At 67.5% G+C, this 24,824-nt stretch carries 23 protein-coding genes and 1 tRNA gene; 15 read left to right on the top strand and 9 right to left on the bottom strand.

Features of this window, described 5'->3' with window-relative positions; genetic code table 11:
- Position 1: 1 nt before the first annotated feature.
- Both phaC and EPD80_RS06200 read left to right on the top strand, forming a co-directional pair.
- A complete protein-coding gene (gene phaC / locus EPD80_RS06195; protein WP_221928882.1) occupies positions 2-1,756 on the top strand; it encodes a class I poly(R)-hydroxyalkanoic acid synthase in 1,755 nt (584 codons plus the stop codon).
- A gap of 41 nt (positions 1,757-1,797) precedes the next feature.
- A complete protein-coding gene (locus EPD80_RS06200) occupies positions 1,798-2,193 on the top strand; it encodes a PIN domain-containing protein (protein WP_221928883.1) in 396 nt (131 codons plus the stop codon).
- Positions 2,194-2,232: 39 nt separating this feature from the next.
- Here EPD80_RS06200 and EPD80_RS06205 read toward each other — a convergent pair whose 3' ends face one another.
- Both EPD80_RS06205 and galE read right to left on the bottom strand, forming a co-directional pair.
- Positions 2,233-3,795 (bottom strand): acetyl-CoA hydrolase/transferase family protein, encoded by a 1,563-nt coding sequence (locus tag EPD80_RS06205; protein ID WP_142810317.1) that lies wholly within the window; start codon positions 3,793-3,795, stop codon positions 2,233-2,235.
- Positions 3,796-3,886: 91 nt separating this feature from the next.
- The gene (gene galE, locus EPD80_RS06210; RefSeq protein WP_142810319.1) at positions 3,887-4,912 is read right to left on the bottom strand and encodes a UDP-glucose 4-epimerase GalE; all 1,026 of its coding nucleotides are present in this window, start codon (positions 4,910-4,912) and stop codon (positions 3,887-3,889) included.
- A gap of 100 nt (positions 4,913-5,012) precedes the next feature.
- Between galE and thiI the strand changes: the two genes are divergently transcribed.
- Positions 5,013-6,449 carry a tRNA uracil 4-sulfurtransferase ThiI gene (thiI, locus tag EPD80_RS06215; protein WP_142810321.1) on the top strand — a complete coding sequence of 479 codons (1,437 nt, stop codon included), beginning with the start codon at positions 5,013-5,015 and terminating at the stop codon, positions 6,447-6,449.
- Here the strand turns inward: thiI and EPD80_RS06220 are convergent.
- Positions 6,434-7,609, bottom strand: coding sequence for a Bcr/CflA family efflux MFS transporter (locus EPD80_RS06220; RefSeq protein WP_185957726.1), 1,176 nt, complete (start codon positions 7,607-7,609; stop codon positions 6,434-6,436). The two genes, thiI and EPD80_RS06220, sit on opposite strands and share 16 nt — an antisense overlap.
- Positions 7,610-7,685: 76 nt before the next feature.
- On the opposite strand from EPD80_RS06220, the gene EPD80_RS06225 reads away from it, so the two are divergent.
- The 4 genes from EPD80_RS06225 to EPD80_RS06240 are packed head-to-tail and all read left to right on the top strand — an operon-like array spanning position 7,686 to position 11,848.
- Positions 7,686-8,885 (top strand): MalY/PatB family protein, encoded by a 1,200-nt coding sequence (locus EPD80_RS06225; protein WP_221928884.1) that lies wholly within the window; start codon positions 7,686-7,688, stop codon positions 8,883-8,885.
- Complete coding sequence (locus EPD80_RS06230) at positions 8,882-9,727, top strand: branched-chain amino acid ABC transporter permease (RefSeq protein WP_142810325.1); 846 nt, start codon at positions 8,882-8,884, stop codon at positions 9,725-9,727. Before EPD80_RS06225 ends, EPD80_RS06230 begins: the two co-directional genes overlap by 4 nt.
- Positions 9,724-10,641, top strand: a complete 918-nt coding sequence (locus tag EPD80_RS06235) for a branched-chain amino acid ABC transporter permease (RefSeq protein WP_142810327.1) — start codon at positions 9,724-9,726, stop codon at positions 10,639-10,641. Before EPD80_RS06230 ends, EPD80_RS06235 begins: the two co-directional genes overlap by 4 nt.
- A gap of 37 nt (positions 10,642-10,678) precedes the next feature.
- Entirely contained in the window at positions 10,679-11,848 is a 1,170-nt protein-coding gene (locus EPD80_RS06240; protein WP_142810329.1) for an ABC transporter substrate-binding protein, read from the top strand.
- 124 nt (positions 11,849-11,972) lie between these two features.
- On the opposite strand, the gene EPD80_RS06245 is transcribed toward EPD80_RS06240, so the two are convergent.
- The 4 genes from EPD80_RS06245 to mutY form a co-directional block, all read right to left on the bottom strand.
- The gene (locus EPD80_RS06245) at positions 11,973-13,070 is read right to left on the bottom strand and encodes a phosphoserine transaminase (RefSeq protein WP_142810331.1); all 1,098 of its coding nucleotides are present in this window, start codon (positions 13,068-13,070) and stop codon (positions 11,973-11,975) included.
- Entirely contained in the window at positions 13,067-14,254 is a 1,188-nt protein-coding gene (locus EPD80_RS06250; RefSeq protein WP_142810333.1) for an ATP-grasp domain-containing protein, read from the bottom strand. Before EPD80_RS06250 ends, EPD80_RS06245 begins: the two co-directional genes overlap by 4 nt.
- Complete coding sequence (locus EPD80_RS06255) at positions 14,247-14,801, bottom strand: methylated-DNA--[protein]-cysteine S-methyltransferase (RefSeq protein WP_142810336.1); 555 nt, start codon at positions 14,799-14,801, stop codon at positions 14,247-14,249. Before EPD80_RS06255 ends, EPD80_RS06250 begins: the two co-directional genes overlap by 8 nt.
- A gap of 192 nt (positions 14,802-14,993) precedes the next feature.
- Positions 14,994-16,199, bottom strand: a complete 1,206-nt coding sequence (gene mutY, locus EPD80_RS06260) for an A/G-specific adenine glycosylase (protein WP_142810339.1) — start codon at positions 16,197-16,199, stop codon at positions 14,994-14,996.
- Positions 16,200-16,267: 68 nt separating this feature from the next.
- On the opposite strand from mutY, the gene EPD80_RS06265 reads away from it, so the two are divergent.
- A complete protein-coding gene (locus EPD80_RS06265; protein ID WP_142810341.1) occupies positions 16,268-16,774 on the top strand; it encodes a flavin reductase family protein in 507 nt (168 codons plus the stop codon).
- A 39-nt stretch (positions 16,775-16,813) separates the two neighbouring features.
- On the opposite strand, the gene EPD80_RS06270 is transcribed toward EPD80_RS06265, so the two are convergent.
- Positions 16,814-16,887: transfer RNA gene (locus EPD80_RS06270), tRNA-Gly, on the bottom strand.
- Between the two features lie 69 nt (positions 16,888-16,956).
- On the opposite strand from EPD80_RS06270, the gene thiS reads away from it, so the two are divergent.
- The 7 genes from thiS (at position 16,957) to EPD80_RS06305 (ending at position 24,161) form a co-directional block, all read left to right on the top strand.
- Positions 16,957-17,181, top strand: coding sequence for a sulfur carrier protein ThiS (thiS, locus tag EPD80_RS06275; protein ID WP_142810343.1), 225 nt, complete (start codon positions 16,957-16,959; stop codon positions 17,179-17,181).
- A gap of 20 nt (positions 17,182-17,201) precedes the next feature.
- Positions 17,202-18,011, top strand: a complete 810-nt coding sequence (locus EPD80_RS06280) for a thiazole synthase (protein ID WP_142810345.1) — start codon at positions 17,202-17,204, stop codon at positions 18,009-18,011.
- Complete coding sequence (gene trmB / locus EPD80_RS06285; protein ID WP_142810347.1) at positions 18,008-18,721, top strand: tRNA (guanosine(46)-N7)-methyltransferase TrmB; 714 nt, start codon at positions 18,008-18,010, stop codon at positions 18,719-18,721. Before EPD80_RS06280 ends, trmB begins: the two co-directional genes overlap by 4 nt.
- 40 nt (positions 18,722-18,761) lie before the next feature.
- Positions 18,762-20,600, top strand: a complete 1,839-nt coding sequence (gene sppA / locus EPD80_RS06290; protein WP_142810349.1) for a signal peptide peptidase SppA — start codon at positions 18,762-18,764, stop codon at positions 20,598-20,600.
- 14 nt (positions 20,601-20,614) lie between these two features.
- The gene (locus EPD80_RS06295) at positions 20,615-21,223 is read left to right on the top strand and encodes a carbonic anhydrase (protein WP_142810351.1); all 609 of its coding nucleotides are present in this window, start codon (positions 20,615-20,617) and stop codon (positions 21,221-21,223) included.
- A 68-nt stretch (positions 21,224-21,291) separates the two neighbouring features.
- Entirely contained in the window at positions 21,292-22,167 is an 876-nt protein-coding gene (locus EPD80_RS06300; RefSeq protein WP_142810353.1) for a phosphate/phosphite/phosphonate ABC transporter substrate-binding protein, read from the top strand.
- Positions 22,164-24,161, top strand: coding sequence for a putative bifunctional diguanylate cyclase/phosphodiesterase (locus EPD80_RS06305; RefSeq protein WP_142810355.1), 1,998 nt, complete (start codon positions 22,164-22,166; stop codon positions 24,159-24,161). The genes EPD80_RS06300 and EPD80_RS06305 overlap by 4 nt, the downstream gene beginning before the upstream one ends.
- Positions 24,162-24,178: 17 nt before the next feature.
- Here the strand turns inward: EPD80_RS06305 and pdxH are convergent, their stop codons facing one another.
- Positions 24,179-24,823 carry a pyridoxamine 5'-phosphate oxidase gene (gene pdxH / locus EPD80_RS06310; protein WP_142810357.1) on the bottom strand — a complete coding sequence of 215 codons (645 nt, stop codon included), beginning with the start codon at positions 24,821-24,823 and terminating at the stop codon, positions 24,179-24,181.
- Position 24,824: the final 1 nt, after the last annotated feature.

Consider the following 24,824-nt stretch of genomic DNA (forward strand, 5'->3'; position numbering starts at 1 on the left):
GATGGCGAAAATCTATGCCGAAGTAGCCGAGCGTGCCGCACGGCTACTGGGCGAGACCATGCGCAAGCAACTCAAAGAAGGGATCCAGCCACCCAGTGACGACGTCGGCATCGCTCAGACCTACATGGAGATGATGGCGCGTCTGCTCGCGAACCCCTACCGCCTCGCCCAGACGCAAATGAACCTGATGTGGGACTACTTCACCCTGTGGCAGCGCTCCATGCTCAAACTCATGGGCATGAAGGCGCCGCCGGTGGTCGAGCCAGAAAAGGGTGACCGCCGCTTCAAAGACCCGGACTGGGAAGAGCACTTCCTCTTCGACTACATCAAACAGTCCTACCTCATCGCCGCGCGCCGCATCCATGAAGTCATCGCCGACATCAAAGGGGTGGACGAGCGCACGAAAAAACGCATCGAATTCTTCACCCGCTATTTCATCGATGCGCTCTCGCCGTCGAATTTCGCCCTCACCAACCCCGAGGTCTTCCGCGAAACCCTGCGCACCCACGGTCAAAACCTCATCCGGGGGTTGAAGAATCTCCTGCGCGACCTCGAAGAAGGCGGCGGGCAGCTGCGCATCCGCATGACCGACACCTCCGCCTTCGAACTGGGCAAGAACATCGCCACCACGCCGGGCAAGGTGGTGTATCAAACCGAGCTCATGCAGCTCATCCAATACACCCCCACCACCGAGACGGTCTACAAGCGGCCGATGTTGATCGTCCCCCCGTGGATCAACAAGTACTACATCCTCGATCTACGTTCGGAGAATTCCTTCGTCAAATGGTGTGTCGAACAAGGGCACACGGTGTTCATCATCTCCTGGGTCAACCCCGACGCGCGGCTCGCCAACGCCACTTTCGACGACTACGTCGCCAAAGGCGTGCTCGCAGCGCTCGATGCGATCGAACAGCAAACCGACGAGCGGCAAACCAACGTGGTCGGCTACTGCCTCGGTGGCACCTTGCTGGCCACGACCGCCGCCTATCTCGCCGCCAAGCGACAGAAACGCATGGCCTCCACGACTTTCCTCGCCACCCTCACCGACTTCTCCGAACCCGGCGAGCTGGGGGTCTTTACCACCCCCGAGACCGTGGCGGCGCTGGAGAAGAAAATGCAGGAGCGCGGCTACCTCGAAGGCTCGGAGATGGCCACCACCTTCAACATGCTGCGCGACAACGATCTCATCTGGTCCTTCGTGGTCAACAACTACCTGCTCGGCAAAGAGCCCTTCCCCTTCGACCTGCTGTACTGGAACTCCGACTCCACCCGCATGCCGGCCGCAATGCACAGCTTCTATCTGCGCAAGATGTACGTCGAGAACAAGCTCGTCGAACCGGGCGGCATCGAAATCCTCGGCACCCCGATCGACCTGGGCAAGATCAAACATCCCTGCCACTTCGTCTCGACCCTCGAGGATCACATTGCGCCCTGGCGCACCACCTACAAAGGGGCCCGACGTTTCACCGGAGCCCCAGTGCGTTTCGTGCTCGGCGGCTCGGGGCACATCGCCGGCATCGTCAACCCCCCCTCGGGAAACAAATACGGTCACTGGACCAATCCCATCTCGCCTCTGCCGGAGGATCCGGACGAATGGCTGCGTGGCGCCGAACACCATCCGGGTTCGTGGTGGCCCAGCTGGAACGAATGGCTGGTGGCGCAGGACGACACGCGCGTGCCGGCGCGCGACCCGGCCAACGGGAAACTCCCCGTGATCGAGGATGCCCCTGGTTCTTACGTGAAGGTGCGCGTCTGATCGACGAAATCGCCACCACCGCCGTCAGCGAGACGGCGGTGGTGCTCGACACCAACGTGGCACTGGCGCTGTGGTACTTCGCCGACCCGGCGCTCGCCGGGCTGGCCACAGCGCTCGCCGCCGGCCGCCTCGTGCCGGTTGCCACGCCGCCGATGCGCGCCGAATGGGACTGCGTGCTCGAGCGCCCCGAATTCGACACCCGGCGCGCAGCGGCAGCCCGCGCCGCCTATGGGGCGTTGCGTCGCGAACTGCCCCTCCCCGAGCTGGAAGCTCCGGCCCACTGCCGCGATCCCGACGACCAGAAATTCCTCGTCTGCGCGCTCGCCTACGCGCCGCTTTTAATCACACGAGACAAAGCGCTCCTGCGCCTCGCGCGCCACCGCCGCATCGCCCCGCGGTTGCGGATCGTACGGCCGGAAAACGCTTTTCCGCGGTGACGAACAGGCTCCCGGTGACCCGTGCCACCGGGACGATTCTCACTTGCGCCAGGCGTCGGCCTGTACCAGCGAATCGTCGCGCCAGGCTTCGCGCGCGGCCTTGTTCGCCATCCAGTTGGGCAGGAAGGTGAACGCCTCGTCGAGCAGGTGCGGCGTGTGCTTGCCCGGCGAGTAGCGCAGCGCCCGCTCGAAGTATTCACGCAGCGCCGGCTTGAAGTTGGGATGGGCGCAATTCTCGATGATGACGCGGGCGCGCTGCTTGGGGGAGAGGCCGCGCAGATCGGCCAAGCCCTGTTCGGTGACGATCACCTGCACGTCGTGCTCCGTGTGATCCACGTGCGAGACCATGGGCACGATGCAGGAGATGGTGCCGCCCTTGGCGCTCGAGGGCGTCATGAAGATCGAGATGAAGGCGTTGCGCGCGAAGTCGCCCGAGCCGCCGATGCCGTTCATGATCGAGGTGCCCATGATGTGGGTCGAGTTGACGTTGCCGTAGATGTCGGCCTCGATCAGCCCGTTCATGGCGATGACGCCCAGGCGCCGGATGACCTCGGGGTGATTCGAGATTTCCTGCGGCCGCAGCAGGATCTTGTTCTTGAAGTCTTTCAGGTTGGCGTTGAGCGCGGTGAGCGCGTCCGGGCTGAGCGAGAAGGACGTGGCCGAGGCGCAGGTGAGCTTGCCGCAGCGGATCAACTCGAGCATGCCGTCTTGCAGCACCTCGGTGTAGGCGGTGAGATTCTCGAAGGGGCCGTCGCGCAGCCCCGCCATCACGGCGTTGGCGACGTTGCCCACGCCCGATTGCAGCGGCAGGAGGTTCTCCGGCAGACGCCCTTTTTTCACTTCGTGCTGTAGGAATTCGAGGATGTGGCCGGCGATGCGACGCGAATTCTCGTCGGGTGGGGAGAAGGGGGTGTTGCGGTCGGGATGGTTGGTCTCCACCACCGCGATCACTTTGTCGAGGTCGACGCGGTAGTAGGGGATGCCGATGCGATCGGCCGACTTCAGGATGGGAATGGGCTTGCGGTGCGGCGGCAGGGCCGTGCCGTAGTAGATGTCGTGCATGCCCTCGAGCTCGGGGTTTTGCCAGGCATTGACCTCGAGGATGATCTTGTCGGCCAGATCGAGCCAGGTCTTGTTGTTGCCCACCGAGGATGAAGGAATCAGCAGGCCGTCTTCGGTGATGCCCGCCACCTCGACCACGGCGATGTCGAGCTTGCCGAGGAACCCGCCCCAGACGAATTGCGCCACGTGCGAGAGGTGTATGTCGATGTACTCCATCTCGCCGGCGTTGATGCGCTTGCGGCAGGTGGGGTCGGACTGGTAGGGCAGGCGCATTTCGATGCCGTCGACCATGGCCAGCGCCCCGTCGAGCTCGGGGGCGGTGGAAGCGCCGGTCCACACGCTGATCTTGAAACGCTGTCCGCGCAGGTTCGCGTCGAGGATGCGCTTGGCCAGCGCCGCGGGCACCACTTTGGGGTAGCCGGCGCCGGTGAAGCCGCTCATGCCGACGTTCACGCCGGAAGGAATCAGGGCTGCGGCCTCGTCGGCCGACATGATCTTGCCGCGCAGCTGAGCATCGAGGATACGATCGTTCGCGCTCATGATCCATGAAAAGGGAAGGGAGAACGTGCGATTCTACCCCGCACGTCATGCGTTTTATATAAAACATCAAAGACTTGCCATATGAATCCCTTTATCCTTCGGTCTTCGCATAGCCCTGCGGATTGGCCTGCTGCCAGCGCCAGGCGTCGCGGCACATCTCCTCGATCCCACGCGTGGCACGCCAGCCGAGGCGCTCGGCAGCGAGGCTCGGATCGGCCCAGCACGCGGCGACGTCGCCGGGGCGGCGCGGGGCGATCTCGAAGGGGATCGCGCGTCCGCTCGCCTGCTCGAAAGCGCGCACGAGTTCGAGCACGCTATGGCCCCGGCCCGTGCCGAGGTTCACCGCCAGGCATTGCGGCGACTCGGCGGCAAGCGTGCGCAGCGCCGCCAGATGCCCCAGCGCCAGATCCACCACGTGTAGGTAGTCGCGCACCCCCGTGCCGTCGGGCGTGGGATAGTCGTTGCCGAAAACGCGCAGTTTCGGCAGCCGCCCCACCGCCACTTGGGCCACGTAGGGCATGAGGTTGTTGGGCACGCCGCCCGGGTCCTCGCCGATGCGCCCGGAAGGGTGCGCGCCCACGGGGTTGAAATAGCGCAACAGGGCGATGCGCCAGTCGGGCTGGGCGCGGAAGAGGTCGCGCAGCATCTCTTCGACCACCAGCTTGGTGCGGCCGTACGGGTTGGTAGCGCTCAAGGGATGGTCTTCGGTGAGCGGCAGGCGCTGCGGCTCGCCATAGACCGTGGCCGAGGAGCTGAAGACGAGGGTCTTCACGCCGCACGCCTGCATCGCCTCCAGCAGCCGCAGGGTACCGAGCACGTTGTTGTCGTAATAGGCGAGCGGCTGCGCCACCGATTCGCCCACGGCCTTCAAGCCGGCGAAGTGGATCACCGCCGTGCAGCCGTGCCGCTCGAGCACGCGCACGAGCGTGTCGCGGTCGCGCACGTCGGCCTCGATCACCGTCGGCGCACGCCCGGCCAGTTCGGCCACGCGCACGAGCGCCTCGGGGTGGCTGTTGGAGAAATTGTCGAGCGCCACCACCTCGTGGCCCGCCGCCAGGAGTTCCACACAGGTGTGCGAGCCGATATAGCCGGCCGCGCCGGTCACCAGCACCTTCATCCTTCACCCCTACCGAAAAAGGTTTAGTGTACGCGAAAGCGGCTCGGTCCTCGTCGGGCGCTGCTAGAATCGCCGATTCCCTTTTCCCGACCATCCCGGCATGCGTTTCCTCCTCAAGCTCTCCCCCGAGATCATCATCAAGAGCACCTCGGTGCGCAAGACGATGACCAAGATCCTCGCCGACAACGTGCGGCGTCTGGCCGAGAAAGACGGCATTGCCTGCCGTGTGCGTCGATTCTGGGACAAGATCGAAGTCGAAGTGGCCGACGAGGACGGCGGGCGGCTGCAGCAGCGCCTGTGCGACACCCCCGGCATCGATCTCGTCTTGCGCGTGCGTGAGCTCCCTTTGCCCGAAGTCTCGCCGCAGGCCGTGGCCCAGGCCGTGGCCGAGATCGCCGCGCCTTGGGTGGCCGGAAAGACTTTCGCCGTGCGCGCCAAGCGCAAGGGGCGCCATGCCTTCACCTCGCTCGAACTCGAACGCGCGGCGGGCGCCGCGCTCCTCGCTGCCGCACCGGGGGCCAAGGTCGATCTCACGCACCCCGAGGTGACGGTGGCGATCGAACTCTCGGGCGACGTGCTCGAGCTCGTCGAAGGGCGCGAGAAAGGGTTGGGCGGTTTTCCGCTCGGTGCCCAGGGCGAGGCGCTCGCCCTCGTCTCCGGCGGGTTCGATTCGAGCGTGGCCGCCTTTCTCATGCTACGCCGAGGAATCAAGACGCACTTCGTCTTCTTCGACCTGGGCGGAGCCGAGCACGAGGCGGCCGTGCAGCAGGTGTGCCACTACCTGTGGCAACGCTACGCCCGCTCGCATCCGGTGCTCTTCGTCTCCGTGCCCTTCGGCGAGGTGATCGAGCGGCTGCTCTCCGACGTGCGCGAAGGCTACATGGGGGTGATGCTCAAGCGCCTGATGCTGATGGCCGCCTCTCGCCTGGCCGACGAGCTCGGGCTCGACGCGCTGGTGACCGGCGAGAGCCTCGCCCAGGTCTCGAGCCAGACGCTGAGAAATCTCGCCCTCATCGACCGGGCCACCGACAAGCTGGTGGTACGCCCGGTGGTGGCGCTGCACAAGAACGAGATCATCGCCTGGGCCGAGCGCATCGGCACGCGCTCTTTTGCCGAACATCTGCCGGAACACTGCGCCGTCATCTCCAGGCGGCCGGTGATCCACGGCTCCTTCGAGCGACTCGCCGAGCTGGAGCAGAATTTCGACTTCACGGTGCTCGATCGGGCGCTCGCCGCGCGCAAGACCTGGAAGATCGAGGCGCTCGCCACGCCCCCCGAGGCCGGCGAGGCGCTGCCTGTCGTGACACGCAAAGCCCCCGGCGAGCTCCTCATCGACATCCGCCCCCCCGAGCTCGCCGACGAAGCGCCGCTACCCGAAGCCGACCTGGTGATTCCCTTCTTCGCCCTGCGCGAAGCCGTGCTACCCGAAGCGCGGCGCTATCTGCTCTACTGCGACCGCGGCCTGCTGAGCCAGTGGCACGGCCGGGCGCTCGCTGCGCGCGGATTGGACGTGGCGGTGTATCAGCCGGAGTTTTGAGCCGACACCTTCGTACTGCGACGCCATGAGACCACACCCAGTACCGCCAACAGCAAAGCCCACAGGCTGATCGCTACCGTCATGGAAGCGCGCGGCGTCAAGGTGCTTGCTCCCAGCGCCAAACCGGTAAGGAAGACGCACAGCATCATCACGAAGCCCGCCAAGGCCGAGGCCGAACCGGCTGCGTGAGGAAAAGGAGAAACCGCGCCACTCTGGCCGCAAGGCATGTGGATGCCGTGCGCGAGCATATAAGGATAAAAGGGCAGAACGACGGCCCACCAATGATCGACCCCCGAGAATGTCACCATGCCCACGGCTCCGAGCACACTCGCGGACGCCCCGAAAGCCACCGTACGCGCAATGCCCAAGGTACGCAATAGGCGGCGGCAAAGCAAAGTGCCTAATAGGAAAGCGGCGGCCGTAGAGCACAATACCCAGCCGCAATCCTGCGGGGTCAGCCCATAGCGGTCGATCAGCACGTAGGACGAAGTGGCGAGAAAGGTGAACACGCCCCCATAGGACGCACTGGAGAGCAAGGTGAAGTACCAGAAATCGGGGTGGGCGCCAATCTCGCGCCAGGTAAAGGCGAAACGACGCCAGCGCAGCGCCTCGGCATTGGGTCGGGGAAGGGTCTCGCGCAACCCCCATAGCACCACGGCCAAAGTGAGCACGCCGATGACGACCAACACCCCCAGGGCGGCGCGCCAGCCGAGCGCCCAAGTGAGCAAACCGCCCAAGGGAGGTCCGAGACAAGCCAACACCCCGAGGCCGGACAAAGCCTTGCTCATGGCCAGGGCGGCCGCGAGCGTTTCATAGACGTCGCGAACGATGGCACGCGCCGTCATTACTGAAGCCCCCAAAGCCACGCCCTGGACGATACGCCACAGCAGCAGCTGCCCTATGCTGGTAGCGAGGACGCCCCCCAGGGCGCTCATGACGTAGAGCGCAAGCCCTGTCGCCAGCACCGACTTGCGTCCGAAGCGGTCGGACAAAGCCCCCCATAGGGGTTGCGACACACCGAAAGCGAGCAACAGCGCTGCCAGGGTCTGCTGGCCTTCGGCCAAGCTCGCGCCAAGCTGAACCGTCAGCTCGGGTAAAGCCGGCAGATAGAGATCCGTGGTCAGCGGCTGTAGCCCCAGCAACAAGGACAACACCACCACCAGTAGAACCGAGTCCGGTTCCTTCCGTCTGCCATCCGCGTTACTATTCGAGGCATCCATCGAAAAATCGCATTCCATGATGCAAGGTTTTGCATACTATACGGGGCCATCTGCTGGCCGACAAGCGGCCTACGACTTCGACTCCGCCCCCGACCGCACCCTCGTCCCCGGTGAGAAATGGGAGCGCTATGCGGGCCGTGACGTCATCCCCATGTGGGTGGCCGACATGGATTTCGCCGTCGCCCCCGAGATCCGCCAAGCCCTGGCGCAGCGGCTGGAACACCCGGTCTATGGCTACACCGACCCTTGGCCTTCGCTCGTGGAGGTTGTGTGTGCCGGGATCGAGCGGGATCATGGCTGGGCGATCGACCCCGCCTGGCTCGTGTGGCTGCCGGGGGTGATCCCGGGGTTCCACTTCGGCTGCGCCATCGCGCCGGGCGAGACCATCGTCACGCACACCCCGGTCTATCCCCCTTTTCTCGCCGCGCCGGCCAACGTCGGCAAGCGCCTGCGCGCGGTCGATCTGGTATGCGTCAAGGGGCGCTGGGTGCACGACGAGGCGGCGATGGCGGCGGCTTTCGCCCCGGGCGACGTCGGCGCCTTGCTTCTCTGCCACCCGCACAACCCCACGGGGCGGCTGTGGGACGACAAAGAATTGGCCTGGCTGGCGGAACTCGCGCTCGCCCACGACGCGATCCTGGTGAGCGACGACATCCACGCCGGGCTGGTACTCACGCGCGAGCGGCGCCATCGCCCCATCGCCACGCTGGCCCCCGAGGTGGCCGCGCGCACGGTCACCCTTTTCGCCCCTTCCAAGACCTGGAACGTTCCGGCGCTGCAATGCGCCTTCGCCGTGATTCCGGGCGAGGCGCTGCGTGCGCGTTACCGCCGGGCGCTGCGCGGGCGCATTCCCTCTTCGCCCAATCTCTTTGGACTGGTCGCCGCCGAGGCGGCCTATCGCGATGGTTGGGCCTGGCGCGAGGCGCTCCTCGAGTACGTGCGCGGCAACGTGGCGCTTGCCCTGGAATCGGTCCGGGCGCTGGATTTGCCGGTGGCCGAGCCGGAGGCGACCTATCTCTTGTGGATCGACGTGCGCAGCCTGGGGCTCGAGGATGCGGCGGCGCACTTCGAGGCGCATGGCCTGGGGCTTTCCGATGGCGCGGCCTTTGGCGCCCCCGGATTCGTGCGCATGAATCTCGGCTGCCCGCGCTCGCGCCTCGCCGAGGGGCTGCGGCGCTTTGCCCGGGCGGTCGAGGCCGCGCGCCGACGGCCATGAGCCTTGCACCGGAGGTCGTGCTCGGCGGCGCCGCTCAAGGCTGCCTCTACGGCCTGACGGCGCTCTCCCTCGTCTTCCTCTACCGCGCCACCGGCGTGCTCTCCTTCATGCAAGGCGAGGCGATGGCCGCCGGCGCCTATGTGGCGGTGGGGCTCGCGGCGATGGGCGCGCCGCTCGCGCTCGCCGCCGTCGGCGCGATCGCTGCCGGTCAGGTCTTCGGAACGCTGGCGGCGCGCTTCGCCCTCGAACCGGTGCGCACACGTGCCCCCTGGGTGGCGACGCTCACCACCTTCGGCCTGGCGCTCGCACTGCGCGGCGTACTCCTGAGCCTGCCGGCCGCCACGCAGGGCTGGTATCGCTTCGACTGGGTGGGCGAGGGGCGCTGGCTGGGGCTGGCGGCGCGCCAATGGGCGGTGATGCTCGCCGCCGCCGGCGTGGCCGCGGCCTTTGCCCTGCTACTGCGGGGCACCACCTGGGGGCGGCGCGTGCGCGCGAGCGCCGAGGATGCCGTAACCGCCGAACGGCTCGGCATCGACGTCGCCCGGCTGCGACGGCAAGCCTGGGGCGTGGGCACGGCGCTCGCCGTGGCGGCGGGGCTTGCCGCCGCCCCGATCACCTTCGTGCATCCCGATCTGGGCAGCCTCGCGCTCAACGCCTTCCCCGCCGCCGTCCTGGGGGGCATGAAACCGGGCCCCACGGTGCTCGCCGCGGGCGTAGGGCTCGGCGTGCTCGAGGCGATCGCCGCCTGGCAACTTCCGCCCGGCGGCAAGGAGCTCTTGCTGCAGCTCGTGCTCATCGCCGCCTTGCTCGCCCTGCCGCGGGAGCGCGCGGCGGCGCCATGAGCCGTTTTCTTCCGCCTCCGCGCCGGCGCGGGCTGCTGCTCGCGGCCCTCCTCGTGCTCGCCGTGGGTACGCTCGGATCGAGCGGCGGGGCGCGCTATTTCGCCCATCTGCTCGCCCTCGCGGCCGCCATGGCCACGGCCGCCCTGGGGCTCGCCCTGGTCCACGGGCGCGCCGGCCAGGTCTGTCTCGGTCAAGGGGCAGCGATGGCCGCCGGCGCCTACACCTGGGCCGCCCTCGCCCCTCGGTCGCTGCCGCTCGCGCTCGTGGCCGCCGCCGCGGCCGGGACGTTGGCCGGGGCCGCCATGGCGCTGCCGGCGCGCCGTCTCTCGGGCCTGCCGCTCGCGCTCGCGAGCATGGCTTGCGCCGTCATCGCCGAAGTGCTGGCGATGCGTGCCGTCGCCTTCACCGGCGGCACCGCCGGCCGTTTCGTCGCCCCGCCGTCGCTGAGCGCCTTCGACGAGGCGAGCGCCGCGCTCGCCTTCGCCACGCTCTGTCTCGGCCTGGCCGTGCTGCTGCTCTATCGGCTCGATCGCGCAACGCTCGGGCGCGCCTGGCGCGCGCTCGCCCAGGCGCCGGAGGCGGCGCTCGCCCTCGGCTTGGACGTGGGCGGTCTGCGCCGGCTCGCCTTCGTCGCCGCCGGCCTGTGCGGCGGCCTGGGCGGGGCGGCCTACGCGCAGACGCTGGGTTTCATCAGCCCGGAACAGTTTGGCCTACCCCTCTCCTTCGAACTCCTCGTCATCGCCTTCCTCGGCGGCCTGCGCCGTCCAGCCGGGATCGTGCTGGCGAGCCTCGCCTTCGTCGCCCTGCCCGAACTCGCCGATCGCCTGCGCCCGCTCGTCGGCGAACTCGGCGGCTGGAACCCTCTGGTGTTGGGACTGGCCGTCGTCTTCGTCACAGTTTTCCGTAAAATGTAGTAAAATCGACGACGTTCAAAGAAATTTGGCGAAGATCATGCGCATCCTTGTCCTTGTCACCGCGCTCCTTGCCTTGGTCACGACCCCGGTTCGCGCCGAACGGGTGCTCACCGTCGGGGCGCTGCTCGATCTCTCGGGGCCGGCGGCGCTCCTGGGTGTGCCGGTGAAAAACGGCATGGAGATGCGTTTCGCCGAAGCGAACGCACGCGGCGAACTGCCGGGAATCACGCTGAAACTGCTGGCCGAGGACACCGGCTACGATCCCAAGCGGGCCATCCTCGCGGCGCGCAAGCTCATCGAGCGTGACGGCGCGATCGCCTTTCTCTCGAACCTGGGCACGCCGGTGGTGCTGGCGACGATGCCCGAGATCCTGCGCCGCGAGCGGCTGCATCTCTTCCCCTTCTCGCCGCACGAAGCCACCTACGCGCCGCTGCACCCCCTGAAATTCCAGATCTACGCGCCCTATCGCAGCTACATGGACCCCACCGTGCGCGCCGTGTTGCGCCGTCACCCCCAGGTGCGGCGCGTGTGCACGCTGGTGCAGGACGACGAATTCGGCGAGGAAGTGAGCGCGGGCGTGCGCGCCGGGCTCGAGCGCACGGGGCTTCCCCTCACCCGGGAAGCGCGGCACGCGCGCGGCGCCACCGACTTCACCGGCCAGATCGCCCGCTTGCGCGAGGCCAGCTGCGAACTCGTGGCACTGGGCACGCTGGTGCGCGAAACCGTCGCCATCCTGCGCACCGCCGACGAGATGGGCTGGAAGCCGCTCTTCCTCACCTCGGCCTCGGCCTATTCGGATCAGACGCACACCCTGGGCGGGGCCGCCGTCGAGGGGCTCTACGGGGTCACCAACCCCATCCGCATCCCCTATCGCGAGGGCGCCTCGCCCGAGCTGCTCGCCTGGCTCGACGCCTACCGCGACCGCTACGGCATGGAAGCCAACGTCTGGTCGGCCATGGGCTACGTCGCCGCCGAACTCCTGGTACGCGCCATCGCCACGGCGACCGAACCCACGCCGGTGGCGATCGCCCAAGCGCTCGAACGGCTCGATTATCCCGGAGACCTATTCGGCAGCCCGCGCTACCGCTTCTCGCCCACCGAGCATCTCGGTCAGCGCACCGGGGGCGAGCTCACCCGCATCGAGCAAGGACGCTGGGTATCGCTGGAGCGCCTGGACGAACCCGCTAGGGAGACACTGAAGAAATGAGCGAGCGGGATGAAGCGCAAGGCACACGGAGCGCAGCGACCGAGACATATCGAGTGGATAGGCGAGGGAGCGGGCACCGCGCAACGCAGCGATTCGCCCGCGCAGCCAAGTATTCAGTGTCTCCCTAATGGCGCCGCCGGAACGTCTCCATGAAATCGGCGAGCGCCTCGACCGCCTCCCGCGTCACCGCGTTGTAGAGCGAGGCGCGGATGCCGCCCAGCGCACGATGTCCGGCCAGCCCCGAAAAACCCGCCCGCTTCGCCTCGTCGAGAAAAGCCGCGCGCAGCGCTTCGCTCGGCAGGTCGAAGACCACGTTCATGAGCGAACGATCCTCGCGCCGCGCCCGCGGACGGTAGAAGCCGTCGCTTGCATCGAGCACGCCGTAGAGCCGCTCGGCCTTGGCGCGGTTGATCGCCGCCATCGCCTCGAGCCCGCCGATCTCGTCCATGAGCCAGCGCAGCACCAGCAGCACGGCATAGATGGCAAACACCGGCGGCGTGTTGAGGATCGAATGCGCTTGCGCCTGCGCGCGGTAGTCCAGCATGGCCGGCAAGCCCTCCGGCGCGCGCTCCAGCACCGCCTCGCGCACCAGCACCACCGTCACCCCCGCCGGGCCGAGATTCTTCTGCGCATGGGCATAGATGAGCGCGTAGCGCCCGGCATCGAACGGACGCGAAAGAAAATCCGACGACATGTCGGCCACCCGCGGCACCTCCTCGAGCCCCACCAGGCGGTGGAACTGCAACCCCTCCACCGTCTCGTTGGTCACCACGTGCAGATAGGGCGCGCGCGGATCGAAGACGAGTTCGTCGTCGTCCGGCAGCCGACGAAACCCCTCCGCCTCGCCGCTCCACACCACCCGCACCGGCGCGACCTTCCTCGCCTCGGCGATCGCCTTGCCGCTCCAATACCCCGTGTGCAGATACTCGGCCGGCACGTCGGCGCCCCGCGCGAGCGCGAGCGGCACCATGGCAAACTGCAGCGTGCCGCCGCCCTGCAGCAGCAGGACATGAAAATCCGGCGGCAGCGCGAGCAACGCCTCGAGGCGCGCCTCCACTTCCGCCACCACCGCCGCGAACCAATCTGAACGATGGCTGATGCCCAGCACCGACAGCCCCACCTCCGGCACGGCGATCATCGCCTCCTTGAGCTGCAGCAGCACCGTTTCGGGCAACGCCCCCGGCCCGCCGGAGAAATTGCGCGCATTCGCCGACAGCGTCATGCCCTCTCCTCCAGCCGGCCGCGCACCCAAGCAACAAACGCTTCGCGCAGCGGTGCGATCCCCTCGCGCCGGTAGGCGAATTCCGCCCCCGGCTCCATCGCGTGCGCCACCATCGCCGGATCGGCCTCGAAGATCAGCAACCGCCCGTCGGCCGTCTCGGCCAGATCCACGCAGCAATAATCGAGCCCCAGCCGTTCGGAGAGCGCCGAGAACGCCGGCGCGTGCCGGTGGGCGAATTCGGCAAACGTGCGAAAGAACGCCGCCTCCTGCGCCCGCTTGGCGGCATCGCCGTACATGCCGGCATTGACGTAATGCACCATCCAGTGCTCCGACACCGCCAGGTGCACCGGAAAAACCCGTCCTCCGACCAAAGCCACGCGAATCTTGCGAAAGCGCCCGTCCGGCCCGGCATAATCGACGTAGCGCGTGAGAAAGAACTCCTCCTCCGGCTGCGCCGCCAGATAGGCGGCAAGCGCCTTGCCCGTATCGATGCGCGCCAGACCATGCCCGCCCTGCGAATCGGGCGGACGCAGCAGAAAAGGCGGCGCCTCCAGCCCTTGCGGCCAAGCTCCGGCCGCGGCCGCCTCCAAAATCGCGCGCGGCACGCGCCGGGTGGGCGGCATGAGCACGCCGGGTGCGTCCGCGAGCAGACGGCTGAGCCGCGCGCGCTCCGTGCGCACGATCGCCGCCGGCGGATTGATCACCGGACGCGGCCAGGCGGCGAGCCGCTCCTGCAGCGCCGCGAGCACCGGCAGCGCCGCCTCGCTCACCCCCATCGTCAGCATCAGCGCATCGTGCTCGGGCAGAGCCTCGGCCAATGGCGCCGAGGGATCGACGAAATGCACCAGCAACTGCAGTCCCTGCCCCTCGAGCAGGCAGTCGAGCGGCGTATTCGCCGACAGCGGGCCCGGCATCGCCAGCAGCAGCAGCCGCGGCGCCGACCCGCCCGGCCCTGGCAGGGCATAAGTACGGGCGCGCGCGAGCGCCTCGCGCTGGGCCGCGAGCGCAGTCGTCGTCTGCCCCAGACACAAGAGCGCCGTGGCGAGGTTCATCCACGCCGCCGCCGTATCCTCCCGCCCGGCCCGATCGAGCCACTGCCGGGCGAGCGCCGCCAGATCGCCGTCCCCCAGGCTCGCGCGCAGAAAAGGGGCCAGGCCGAGATAGCCTGATTGGGGTTCAGGCACTCTTCTCCTCCCACTCGAGCATCGCTCGCTTGCGCGCGAGCCCCCACCGAAACCCCCGCAGGCTGCCACGGGCATCGAGCACGCGATGGCAAGGGATGAGCCAGGCCACGGGATTGGCCCCCAGCGCCTGCCCCACGGCGCGCGCCAGCTGCGGCCGCCCCAGCCGCTCGGCCAGCATCCCGTAAGAGAGGGGTTGCCCCGCCTCGGTCTGCCGCAGCGCACGCCAGATCAACCCGCGAAAAGGCGTGCCCTCCACCACCACCGGCAGGTCCCGCGCGAGAAAGCGCGCCTCCAGCGCCGCGCCTTCATCCGCGGCAAGCGGCGCCCACACGCTCCACGGCCAGCGCGCGCACCACGCCTCCCACCGCGCCTGCGGCGCCTCGCCCTCTTCCAGAAACTCGGCGCGACACACCCCTTCCGGCGTGAGCGCGAGCAGGAGCGCGCCGAACGGCGAGCCGATCAACCCATAGCGAATAGGCACACCGGCATGGCGCTGCCGGAACGCCGCGGGGGAAAGGCAGAGAAACGCCGGATCGGATGCGTTCATCGAGTGTTCCTTGGAATGGACTCAGTGGCGATAGACCGCATCGCGCTATTTCCCAAATACCCAAGCGTAGGCCCTGTGGCTCGCGCGAGCTCGTCGAGTCTGCTTTTTTCCGGCAGACGGATGGCGAACATGATCGGTTCCTTTGCTTGTGCAATACATATAGCACGAGGAACGCAATCCTACCGCCGCGCGTTATGGTTTTTCCTTTCCTCTGAACAGACGCGCGACGTCCTCGTCGTGGTCGTCGATGCGCTCCGAGACCTCGAATTTACCTTTGGCCACGCCGAGGCGACGCATGTTCCCCTTGGCGTGTTCGATCGGAACATCCACCGCCTGCGCTAGCAGCCGCCGCAGCGGTTGCGGCACGCCCAGCGCCAGCGCCTCGTGCGGCGTGAGGCAACGCGCCTCTTCTCCCCATGCCGCGGCAGGTTCCGCTGCCCGCAGGGTTTCAGGCAGGTAGCGCGTCACCGTGATGTTGAGGGTGAAATGCGTCAGCCGATGGGTGAGCCGCGCGATCTCCCCGGCGGCGCGCCAGCGGCCCGGCGGCGCCTCGTCCGCTGGCGGCAGGCACCACAAACCGCCCCAAATGCCCTGCGGCGCGCGGCGCACGAGCCAGACCGCGCCGTCCTCCTCGTACCAGCCCCAACGCAAGTCCTGCTCCGGCACCGGCGCGCGTGCCCGTTTTCTCGGCAGCTGCGCCGCGATGCCCAAACGGTGCGCGGCGCAGAGTTCGGCCACCGGGCACAGGTCGCACCGCGGCCGCGTCCGGGTGCACACCAGCGCCCCCAGGTCCATCATGCCCTGGGTGTAGGCAGGCATGTCGTCGGGGTCGCGCGGCAGCAGGGCATGGGCCGCATCCCACAGACGGCGCGCCGTGGCCGCCGCGCGCGGATCTTCTTCCACGGCGAAGAGGCGGCACAGCACGCGCTGCACGTTGCCATCGAGGATCGGCACCCGCTCGCGCTGCACGAACGCCGCGATCGCCGCCGCCGTCGAGCGCCCCACGCCCGGCAACTGGGCCCATTCCTGCGCCCCCTGAGGGCAGGTGCCCGGCCAGCGCGCCACCCACAGACGGGCGGCCGCGTGCAGGTGGCGCGCGCGGGCGTAGTAGCCGAGCCCGCTCCACAGCGCCAGCACCTCGTCGAGCGGCGCCACCGCCAAGGCCTCCACCGAGGGGAAACGCGTCACGAAGCGGGCGAAATACGGTAGCACCGTCCGCACTTGCGTCTGCTGCAGCATCACTTCGGAGAGCCACACCCGGTAGGGGTCATCGCCCTGCCAGGGCAAGTCGTGCCGGCCACAGCGCCGCTGCCAGTCGACCAGGCGGGCGGCGAACGTCGCGGCAAGGCCGTCGGTGTGGGAATTTTCAGGAAGGAAAGGAATCTCTTGGCCAGTCATCGTTTCTGCGATACATTCTCGTTTCGGCATCATGCACCCGGCACATGCCGGACAAGAGGTTCACCAAGATGGATTCGACCACGACCGTTTCTCCGCCCTCCGGTCTGGATGCGCGGCAGCTGCGCCACACCTTGGGCCAGTTCGCCACGGGCATCGCCGTGCTGACCACGCGCGCGCCCGACGGGGCACCTATGGGTCTGACCATCAATTCGTTCAACTCGGTCTCGCTCGAGCCGCCGCTCGTCGTCTTCAGCCTGGCGCGGCGCCTGAGCCTGCTGCCGTGGTTCGAGGCAGCGTCCCACTTCGGCATTTCGCTCCTCTCCGCCGGGCAGCGCGCGCTGTCGGACCGCTTCGCCGGCCCGGCGCAAGACCGTTTCGCCGGCGTGGAATGGTTTCCCGGACCGTTCGGCTCGCCCCTGCTCGTCGGGGCCTGCGCCCACTTCGAATGCCGCAACGCGATACGCCACGACGGCGGCGACCACCTGCTGTTCCTGGCCGAAGTATGCCACCACGCCGCCTTCGCCCGCGAGCCCCTCGTCTTCTTTGGCGGCACCTACCGGGAACTCGCCCCGTAGACGCAAAAACCCGGCCAGAGCCGGGTTTGCCGAAATTCCTGGAGCGGGTGATGGGAATCGAACCCACGTTCTCAGCTTGGGAAGCTGATGTTCTACCATTGAACTACACCCGCGCAGCCGGCGAATTATAGCCGAGCGCGGGCAATCGGCGCAAGGGCACGCGTCGTGCTACACTTTTCACCATGCCTGACGAAATCCCCCAAACCCTCACCTGCCGCGTGAATGGCGAGCTCCTCATGCTGCCCGCCGGCACGACCCTTGCCGACCTGCTGCGCGAACGCGGCTGGGCAGGCAAGCGCGTCGCCGTCGAGCGCAACGGCGAGATCGTCCCCCGCAGCCTGTATGCCCAGACCGCCATCGCCGAAGGCGACGCGATCGAAGTCGTGGTCGCCGTGGGCGGCGGCTGAATCTCCTCTCCCCGACCATCATGACCGAACCCGACGATACCGACTTCCTCACGCTCGGCGCCCGCCGCTTCCGCTCCCGACTGCTGGTAGGCACCGGAAAATACCGCGACTTCACCCAGACGCGCGCGGCGATCGAGGCTTCCGGCGCCGAGATCGTCACCGTGGCGATCCGCCGCATCAATCTCGGCCAGAACCCGGACGAACCCAACCTGCTCGACTACCTCCCGCCCGAGCGATTCACGCTTCTGCCCAACACCGCCGGCTGTTACACGGCCGAAGAAGCCGTGCGCACGCTGCGGCTCGCGCGTGAGCTCCTCGATGGCCACACCCTGGTCAAACTCGAAGTGCTGGGCGATGCCGAAACGCTCTATCCCAACATGCCCGAAACGCTCAAGGCCGCCGAGCGACTCGTGGCCGAGGGGTTCGAGGTCATGGTGTATTGCTCCGACGACCCCATCCAGGCACAGCTGCTCGAAGAAATGGGCTGCGTGGCCATCATGCCGCTCGCCTCGCTCATCGGCTCGGGCATGGGCATCCTCAATCCCTGGAACCTGCGCCTCATCCTCGAGCGCATCCGCGTGCCGGTGATCGTCGACGCGGGCGTGGGCACGGCCTCCGATGCGGCGATCGCCATGGAACTGGGCTGCGACGGCGTGCTCACCAACACCGCCATCGCCCAGGCCCGCGATCCGATACGCATGGCGCGTGCCATGCGCCTGGCAGTCGAATCGGGGCGCGGAGCCTACCGCGCCGGGCGCATGCCGCGCAAGTTTTACTCCGCCGACCCGAGCTCGCCGCTCACCGGTGTCATCGGCAGGCCCACGCCATGACGGAGGCACTCGACACGGAACGCGGGCATCTATCCACCCGCAGCATCCGCACCTTCGTGCTGCGCCAGGGGCGACTCACGGAAGCGCAGCGCCGCGCCCTCGACACCCTGCTGCCGCGCTGGGGCCTCCCTTATCGCCCCGAGCCCCTCGACGCGCCGAGCGTCTTCGGCCGCAGCGCCCCCCTCGTGCTCGAAATCGGCTCGGGGATGGGTGAGACCACGGCCAAGATCGCTGCGGCCAATCCCGGCACCAATTTCCTCGCCGTCGAGGTGCACGGCCCCGGCGTGGGAAATCTCCTCAACCTCATCGAGACCCAGGGGCTCACCAACCTGCGCGTCATCCAGCACGACGCACTCGAAGTGCTCGAGCACATGATCGCCCCCGGCACGCTCGCCGGCATCCACCTCTTCTTCCCCGATCCGTGGCCGAAGAAGCGCCACCACAAGCGCCGCATCGTCCAGCCCGGTTTCGTCGCGCTGGCCGCCGAACGGCTCACCCCCGGCGGCTACCTGCACTGCGCCACCGACTGGCAGGACTACGCCGAATGGATGCAGGAAGTGCTCTCGGCCGAACCCCGTCTGGAATCGATCCATCCCGACCCCACCGAACGGCCATCCTGGCGCCCCGAGACCAAGTTCGAGCGCCGTGGCCGCGCCCTGGGACACGGCGTGTGGGATTTCGTCTATCGCCGCCGCGCGGAAACGACATGAGCCTTTGCCCTGAATCTCTCTTGCCTCCAGGAGCCCATTCATGAACTTTCGCCCCCTGCGTGCCCTGTGGCGAGCGCTGCGCTGGTTGATCCTGCTGCCCTTGCGCCTCGTCGAGCTGCTCGGGCGCCTCGCCATTGGCCTCGTGGTTCTCGCTTTCCTCGCAGCCTTTTTCCTCAGCCACTGGGAACCGGCGCTCAAACTGCCGCCGCGCTTCGTGCTCACGCTCGCGCTCGACGGCGACCTCGTGGAACAGCCCCCCCTGCCCGAGGGCCTGCGCTCGCTGCGCTCACTCGAATCTGGGAAAGGCCCCATCGTTTTGCGCGACGCGCTCGATGCCCTTGATCGCGCCCGCACCGACGGCCGCGTGCTCGCAGTGGCGCTCGATCTCAGCCGTCTGGGCAACGCCTCGCTCGCCCAGATCGAAGAGCTGCGCACGGCGATCGCCCGACTACGCCAAGCAGGCAAACCGGTACACGCCTACGGCGACCTACTGCCGCAAAAAGCCTACTATCTCGCCGCTGCGGCGCAGGAGGTCACGCTCGATCCCGAGGGCTTGGTGCTCTTGCCGGGTGTAGCCGTCACCCAAAACTACTACCGCGACGCCCTCGACCGCATCGGGGTTCGGGTGCATGCGTTCCGCGTGGGCAAGCACAAATCCTTCGTCGAACCCTTCACGCGCAACGACATGTCGCCCGAAGAGCGCGACGTCACCCAGGACCTGATCGGCGGCATCTGGCAGCGCCTGCTCGACGACCTCGCCCAGGATCGCTCGCTCGCGCCTGCCGTGCTGCGCCGCTACAGCGAGCGCTACGACGAGGTGCTCGCCGCACACGAAGGGGATGCGGCCAAAGCCGCCCAGGCCGAACGGCTGATCGATCAGCGCAAGAGCTACGAAGACTGGTACGCCGGGCTCCTCGAACAGTATGGGCGCGAAGGCGACCCAGCCAGAGACGTCGCGTTCGACGACTATCTACGTGCCACGACGCCGCCCCTGCCCTCGGCCACGACCCCCGTGGTGGCCATCCTGCCCATCCAAGGCACCCTCGTCGATGGTCCGCCGCGCGATGGGTTTGCCTCGGCCGACAGCATCGTCGACCGGCTCGACGACGCCGCCGATGACGACTCCGTCAAGGCCGTGGTGCTGCGCCTCGACACCCCCGGCGGCAGCGCCTTCGCCGCCGAACGCATCCGCCGTGCCGTGCTGCGCGTCAAGGAAGCCGGCAAACCCGTGATCGTTTCCATGAGCGGCACGGCCGCCTCCGGCGGCTACTGGATCGCCTCGGCTGCCGACGAAATATTCGCCGACCGCTTCACCCTCACCGGCTCGATCGGCGTCTTCGCCCTCTTCCCCGAAGTTTCGGGGCTACTCGACAAGCTCTCCGTCAATACCGATGGCGTCACGACCGGGCCTTTCGCCAACGGCTTGGATCCGCGCGTGCCTCTGACCGAACCCGTGGCACGCGCGATACAAGCCGGGATTTCCCATGGCTACCGCCGCTTCCTCGCCGTGGTCGCCGAGGGGCGCAAGCTCCCGGAAACCGAAATCGAGCCGATCGCCCAAGGGCGTATCTGGACCGGTGAAACCGCCCAGAAGCTCGGCCTGGTCGACACCCTCGGCGGGTTGGACTCCGCTCTCGAACGCGCCCGCGAGCGCGCCAAGATCCCGCAGGCGCCGGCACGCTGGCTGCTGCCGCCGCTCTCCGCTCGCGACGTGCTCATGAAGCTATTGTTCGAGGGTCGTAGCGACGAATTCGAAACACGCCTACAATCGCTCGGGCTGCTCCCGCCCGGCGTATCGCTCACCGAACCGCGCCGCCTGCTTCGCGCCTTCGACGACCCTAGCGGCCTCTATGCCCATTGCCTGTGCGCCGCGCCTTGAGGAAAGGACCCTCCATGCTCCGTCCCCCCGAAATCGATGCCTTGATCGCCAACAACCGCGCCTGGGCCGAGGCCATGCGCGGGCGCGACCCCCGCTTTTTCGAGCGCCTGAAAAACATCCATCAGCCGGAATTCTTCTGGATCGGCTGCTCGGATGCCCGGGTGCCCGCGAACGAACTCATCGGGCTCACCGCCGGTGAAGTCTTCGTACATCGCAACATCGCCAACCAGGTGCAGGCGGCCGACCTGAGCTGCGCGGCCACCATCGAATTCGCCGTCTCCCGCCTGCGCGTGCGCCACATCCTCATCGTCGGGCATTCCGACTGCGGTGGCGTCAAGGCCGCCATCCGCGCCGATGCCCCCGAGCTCGTGCAACACTGGGTGCATCCCATCCGCGAACTCTACCTACGGCACCGCGCCGAGCTCGACACCCTGCCCGAACCCGAGCGCACCCACCGCCTCGTGCGCATGAACGTCGTCACCCAGATCGAACGCCTGGCGCAAAATCCCGTCATCCGCCGCGCCTGGGATCGTGGCGAGGGGCCGATGCTGCACGGCTGGATCTACGACGTCGGCGACGGGCTCCTCGAAGATCTCGGTGTATCGCGCGGACCGCAAGGTTGAGGAAAATTCCCGGGAAAAATTTCCTGATCGATCCTAGAATGGAGGGGCCAAAAAAACCCTGAGCCCCCATGGAATCCCGCACGAACCTCGCCCGTCGTCGCTGGGTGCAATCGCTGATGAGCCTTGCGATTGGCGGGATCGTCGGCGTGCGCGCCGCCGAGGAAGCGCAACCCCTGCGCTTCGGCATCCAGCCTTTTCGTACGGCCGAAGTCCTTCTCACCTTGCACAAGGGGCTGCTCGACACCCTCGCCCAGGCACTGGGTCGGCCGCTGCGTTTCTCCACCCGCCCCACCTACGATGCCTATACCAAGGCGCTCCTGGCGGGCGAATTCGATCTGGCCATCATGCCGCCGCACGTCGCCGTCTGGCTCGCCACCCGAGACGACTGGGAACTCGAAGCCAAATACGAGGTGCGCCTCTCGGCCCTCCTCGTGGCGCGCGATGCGCCCCCTTCCATCACCCCCGAAGCGCTGCGCGGGCGGCGCATCGCCCTAGGGGACCCCGACTCGATCGTCGCGCTCGTCGCCCGCGAAACCCTCGACCGTCTCGGTCTCGTGCCCCAGCGCGACTTCACCCTCGTGCTCACTGCCTCGCATGGCGCCTCGATGCAGGCGCTCGCCAACGGCAGCGTCGATTACGCCATCGTCGCCAACACCGTCTATGCCCAGTTTCGCGCCAAGTACGCTTCGCTGCACGCCGTGCCTTTCGGTCCCGACGTACCCCATCTCATGGCGGGAGCGCGCCGTAGCCTGCCCGAAGCCCTGCGCGCCCGCTTCCGTGCCACGCTCCTCTCCTTCCATGAAACCGAGGCAGGACGTCAGTTCTTCGCAGAGACGGGCTATCGCCGCTTCGTCCCGGTCACCGAGGCCGATTTCGCCGAGATGGCTCCTTTCCTGCCGATCCTGGATCGGCTCTATGCCTCCTCGCCGGAGCCTGCACGATGAACTGGCTACGCCGCATCCCTTTTCGCATCCAGATCCTCCTCGCCGCCGGTACCGTCCTCATCATCATCGTCGTCGGCTTCACCTACGCCCACTGGCGGGCCCTCGACGAGGCCCTGTCGCGGGCTGCCGAGCGCGAGGCCCTGCACTACACACGCCAGATCGACACCCTCGCCCGCCAGGCTCTACTCACGCACGACTACGAGCAGTTGCAGGATCGGCTGCAGGCCCTGCTGGGCGGAGAGACCGTCGCCTTCGCCGTCGTCCTCGACGAAGACGACCGGCCAGTGGCCACCTACGGGTGGCAGGATCCGGTCCAGTCCCTGCCATCCGATGGAAGCAGCCTGCAATGGCAGGGACAACCAGTCCGCGTTTGGTACCACGGCATTACCGTCGACGCGTCCGGCGCCTCGCCCCCCTTTGGTCGAATCGTGCTCGGCATCTCGCTCACTCCCCTGGAAACGGGCCGCGAACGGCTCATCCTCAGCACCGCCTTGCTCCTGCTCTTCTCCCTCGCCCTGGGTGGCGTGCTGCTCGACGGCGTGGCACGGCGGCTCGCACGACGGCTCGTCGCCCTGGCCGAATTGAGCCAAACGCTTGCCGCGGGCGATCTCTCCCGCCGCGCCGAGGTAAGCGGCAGCGACGAAGTGAGCGTGCTCGCGCAAAGCCTCAACGCGCTCGCCGACGCCGTAGCCGCACGGATCGAAGAACTGCGCCGTCGCGTCGAATACGACGCGCTCACCGGCCTGCACAGCCACACCTACTTCGACGAGGCGCTCGACAAGCTCCTACAACGCTACGAACCGGGGCGAATCTGGGTCTGCGCCATCGATCTCGATCATTTCGCCGCCGTCAATGACAGCTGCGGCCACGAGGCGGGAGACCGTGTCCTGCGCGACGTCGCCCACCTCATGCAGGAAATCATCCCCCCTCGCGTCGAACATGCCGTGCTCGCCCACCACGACGCCGACGAATTCGCCGCCTGCTGGGTGGGAACGAACGAAGACGAACCCAACGAGGCGCTCGCCCGTGAGATCGGAGCCAAGATCCTGGCGCACCCCATCATCGACAATGGCCTCAACCTGACGGTGGCCGCGAGCATCGGGCTCGTGCGTGCCGACCGGGTCCCTTCCACCGTCGCCGACCTGAAAATCGCCGCCGACATCGCCCGCTACGTCGCCAGACAGCTCGGCGGCAACCGCGTCGTCAATTACCTTCCCACCCATCCGTGGGTGGAACGGCGCCGCCGTGAGATCGAATTGCTACCGGTGATCATCAACGCCATCCGCACCGAAGCCTTCGAACCCTGGGCCCAACGCATCGTCCCCGTGGGCGAGGGTCGACTGCACGCCGAGATCCTCATGCGGCTGGTCACCGAGAAAGGGGAACGGCTCACACCGGGCGTATTCCTCTCCGCTGCCGAGCGCTTCCAGCTCATGCCGCGCATCGACCGCATCGTCGTGCGCAAAGTGATGGCAGACCTGGGGCAGAGGCTCGCCGAGAATCGCCCGTGGCCGGCCGACGTCGTCAGCCTCAACGTCTCGGGGCAGACGCTCTCGGACGAAGGCTGGATCGACTATCTCGAGTCCCTGATCCACGAACACGGCATTCCGCCCGAGCGCTTGGTCTTCGAGATGACCGAGAGCACCGTGATCGAACAGCCGGAAATTGCCGTGGCCTTCATCACGCGGGTGCGTGGCCTGGGTGCAGCGATCGCCCTCGACGATTTCGGCTCGGGCACGTCCTCTTTCGGCTATCTGCGCCGTTTCACCGCCGACTATATCAAGGCCGACGGCCAATTCGTGCGTCACGTGCACGAGCGCCACGAAGACCGGGTGATCGTGCAAACCATGGTGAGCCTGGCGCGACTCATGCGTATGGCCACCATCGCCGAGTTCGTGGAAAACGACGCCATCATCGCCACGCTGCGCGAACTGGGCGTGGATTACCTCCAGGGCTATGCGGTGCACAAGCCCCAGCCGCTCTCCGAACTCTGAAGAGTGGCGTGCATGGCTTACGGTGCCAAACGCTGGCGTGTCCATCCGCCGGCGCCATCCGGACGGTAGGCGATGCGATCGTGCAGGCGCGAGGGCCTTCCCTGCCAGAACTCCCAACAATCCGGAATCAACCGAAAGCCGCCCCAATGCGGCGGGCGCGGCGGATTGAGGCCGAATTTGAGCCCGTAGCGGGCCACGCGCTCCACGATCTCGGTACGCGAGGCGATCGGCTGACTCTGCTCGCTCGCCCAGGCGCCGAGGCGAGCCGCCAGAGGGCGCTGGGCGAAGTAGGCATCCGACTCTTCGGGCGAGACCTTCTCGACCCGACCCTCGATGCGTACCACCCGCTCCAGATCGGGCCAGAAGAACTGCAACGCGGCAAACGGATGCCGCTCCAGTTCCCGCCCCTTGCGGCTGAGATAATTCGTATACCACACGAGACCGCGCTCGTCGGCCTCCTTGAGGAGCACGGGGCGCGTCGACGGGCGGCAGCGCTCATCCACCGTGGCCACGGTCATGGCGTTCGGCTCCGGCACGCCGGCGGCGATCGCCTCATCGAGCCAGGCGCGGAACTGCATCAAGGGATCCGGATGGATGCGATCCTCGTCGAGCGTGTCACGGTCGTGTTCGCGGCGCACGTGGCGCAAATCGATGCGCGTCATG

This window comes from Tepidiphilus olei (genome assembly GCF_006980705.1).
In the GTDB taxonomy this organism is placed as follows: domain Bacteria; phylum Pseudomonadota; class Gammaproteobacteria; order Burkholderiales; family Rhodocyclaceae; genus Tepidiphilus; species Tepidiphilus olei.

Excerpts from the sequence above, each read along its gene's own strand:
- phaC (WP_221928882.1), top strand. The coding sequence starts at position 2 with ATGGCGAAAATCTATGCCGAAGTAGCCGAGCGTGCCGCACGGCTACTG.
- EPD80_RS06205 (WP_142810317.1), bottom strand. The coding sequence starts at position 3,795 with ATGAGCGCGAACGATCGTATCCTCGATGCTCAGCTGCGCGGCAAGATC.
- galE (WP_142810319.1), bottom strand. The coding sequence starts at position 4,912 with ATGAAGGTGCTGGTGACCGGCGCGGCCGGCTATATCGGCTCGCACACC.
- thiI (WP_142810321.1), top strand. The coding sequence starts at position 5,013 with ATGCGTTTCCTCCTCAAGCTCTCCCCCGAGATCATCATCAAGAGCACC.
- EPD80_RS06225 (WP_221928884.1), top strand. The coding sequence starts at position 7,686 with ATGATGCAAGGTTTTGCATACTATACGGGGCCATCTGCTGGCCGACAA.
- EPD80_RS06230 (WP_142810325.1), top strand. The coding sequence starts at position 8,882 with ATGAGCCTTGCACCGGAGGTCGTGCTCGGCGGCGCCGCTCAAGGCTGC.
- EPD80_RS06235 (WP_142810327.1), top strand. The coding sequence starts at position 9,724 with ATGAGCCGTTTTCTTCCGCCTCCGCGCCGGCGCGGGCTGCTGCTCGCG.
- EPD80_RS06240 (WP_142810329.1), top strand. The coding sequence starts at position 10,679 with ATGCGCATCCTTGTCCTTGTCACCGCGCTCCTTGCCTTGGTCACGACC.
- EPD80_RS06245 (WP_142810331.1), bottom strand. The coding sequence starts at position 13,070 with ATGACGCTGTCGGCGAATGCGCGCAATTTCTCCGGCGGGCCGGGGGCG.
- EPD80_RS06255 (WP_142810336.1), bottom strand. The coding sequence starts at position 14,801 with ATGAACGCATCCGATCCGGCGTTTCTCTGCCTTTCCCCCGCGGCGTTC.
- mutY (WP_142810339.1), bottom strand. The coding sequence starts at position 16,199 with ATGACTGGCCAAGAGATTCCTTTCCTTCCTGAAAATTCCCACACCGAC.
- EPD80_RS06265 (WP_142810341.1), top strand. The coding sequence starts at position 16,268 with ATGGATTCGACCACGACCGTTTCTCCGCCCTCCGGTCTGGATGCGCGG.
- thiS (WP_142810343.1), top strand. The coding sequence starts at position 16,957 with ATGCCTGACGAAATCCCCCAAACCCTCACCTGCCGCGTGAATGGCGAG.
- EPD80_RS06280 (WP_142810345.1), top strand. The coding sequence starts at position 17,202 with ATGACCGAACCCGACGATACCGACTTCCTCACGCTCGGCGCCCGCCGC.
- trmB (WP_142810347.1), top strand. The coding sequence starts at position 18,008 with ATGACGGAGGCACTCGACACGGAACGCGGGCATCTATCCACCCGCAGC.
- sppA (WP_142810349.1), top strand. The coding sequence starts at position 18,762 with ATGAACTTTCGCCCCCTGCGTGCCCTGTGGCGAGCGCTGCGCTGGTTG.
- EPD80_RS06295 (WP_142810351.1), top strand. The coding sequence starts at position 20,615 with ATGCTCCGTCCCCCCGAAATCGATGCCTTGATCGCCAACAACCGCGCC.
- EPD80_RS06300 (WP_142810353.1), top strand. The coding sequence starts at position 21,292 with ATGGAATCCCGCACGAACCTCGCCCGTCGTCGCTGGGTGCAATCGCTG.
- EPD80_RS06305 (WP_142810355.1), top strand. The coding sequence starts at position 22,164 with ATGAACTGGCTACGCCGCATCCCTTTTCGCATCCAGATCCTCCTCGCC.
- pdxH (WP_142810357.1), bottom strand. The coding sequence starts at position 24,823 with ATGACGCGCATCGATTTGCGCCACGTGCGCCGCGAACACGACCGTGAC.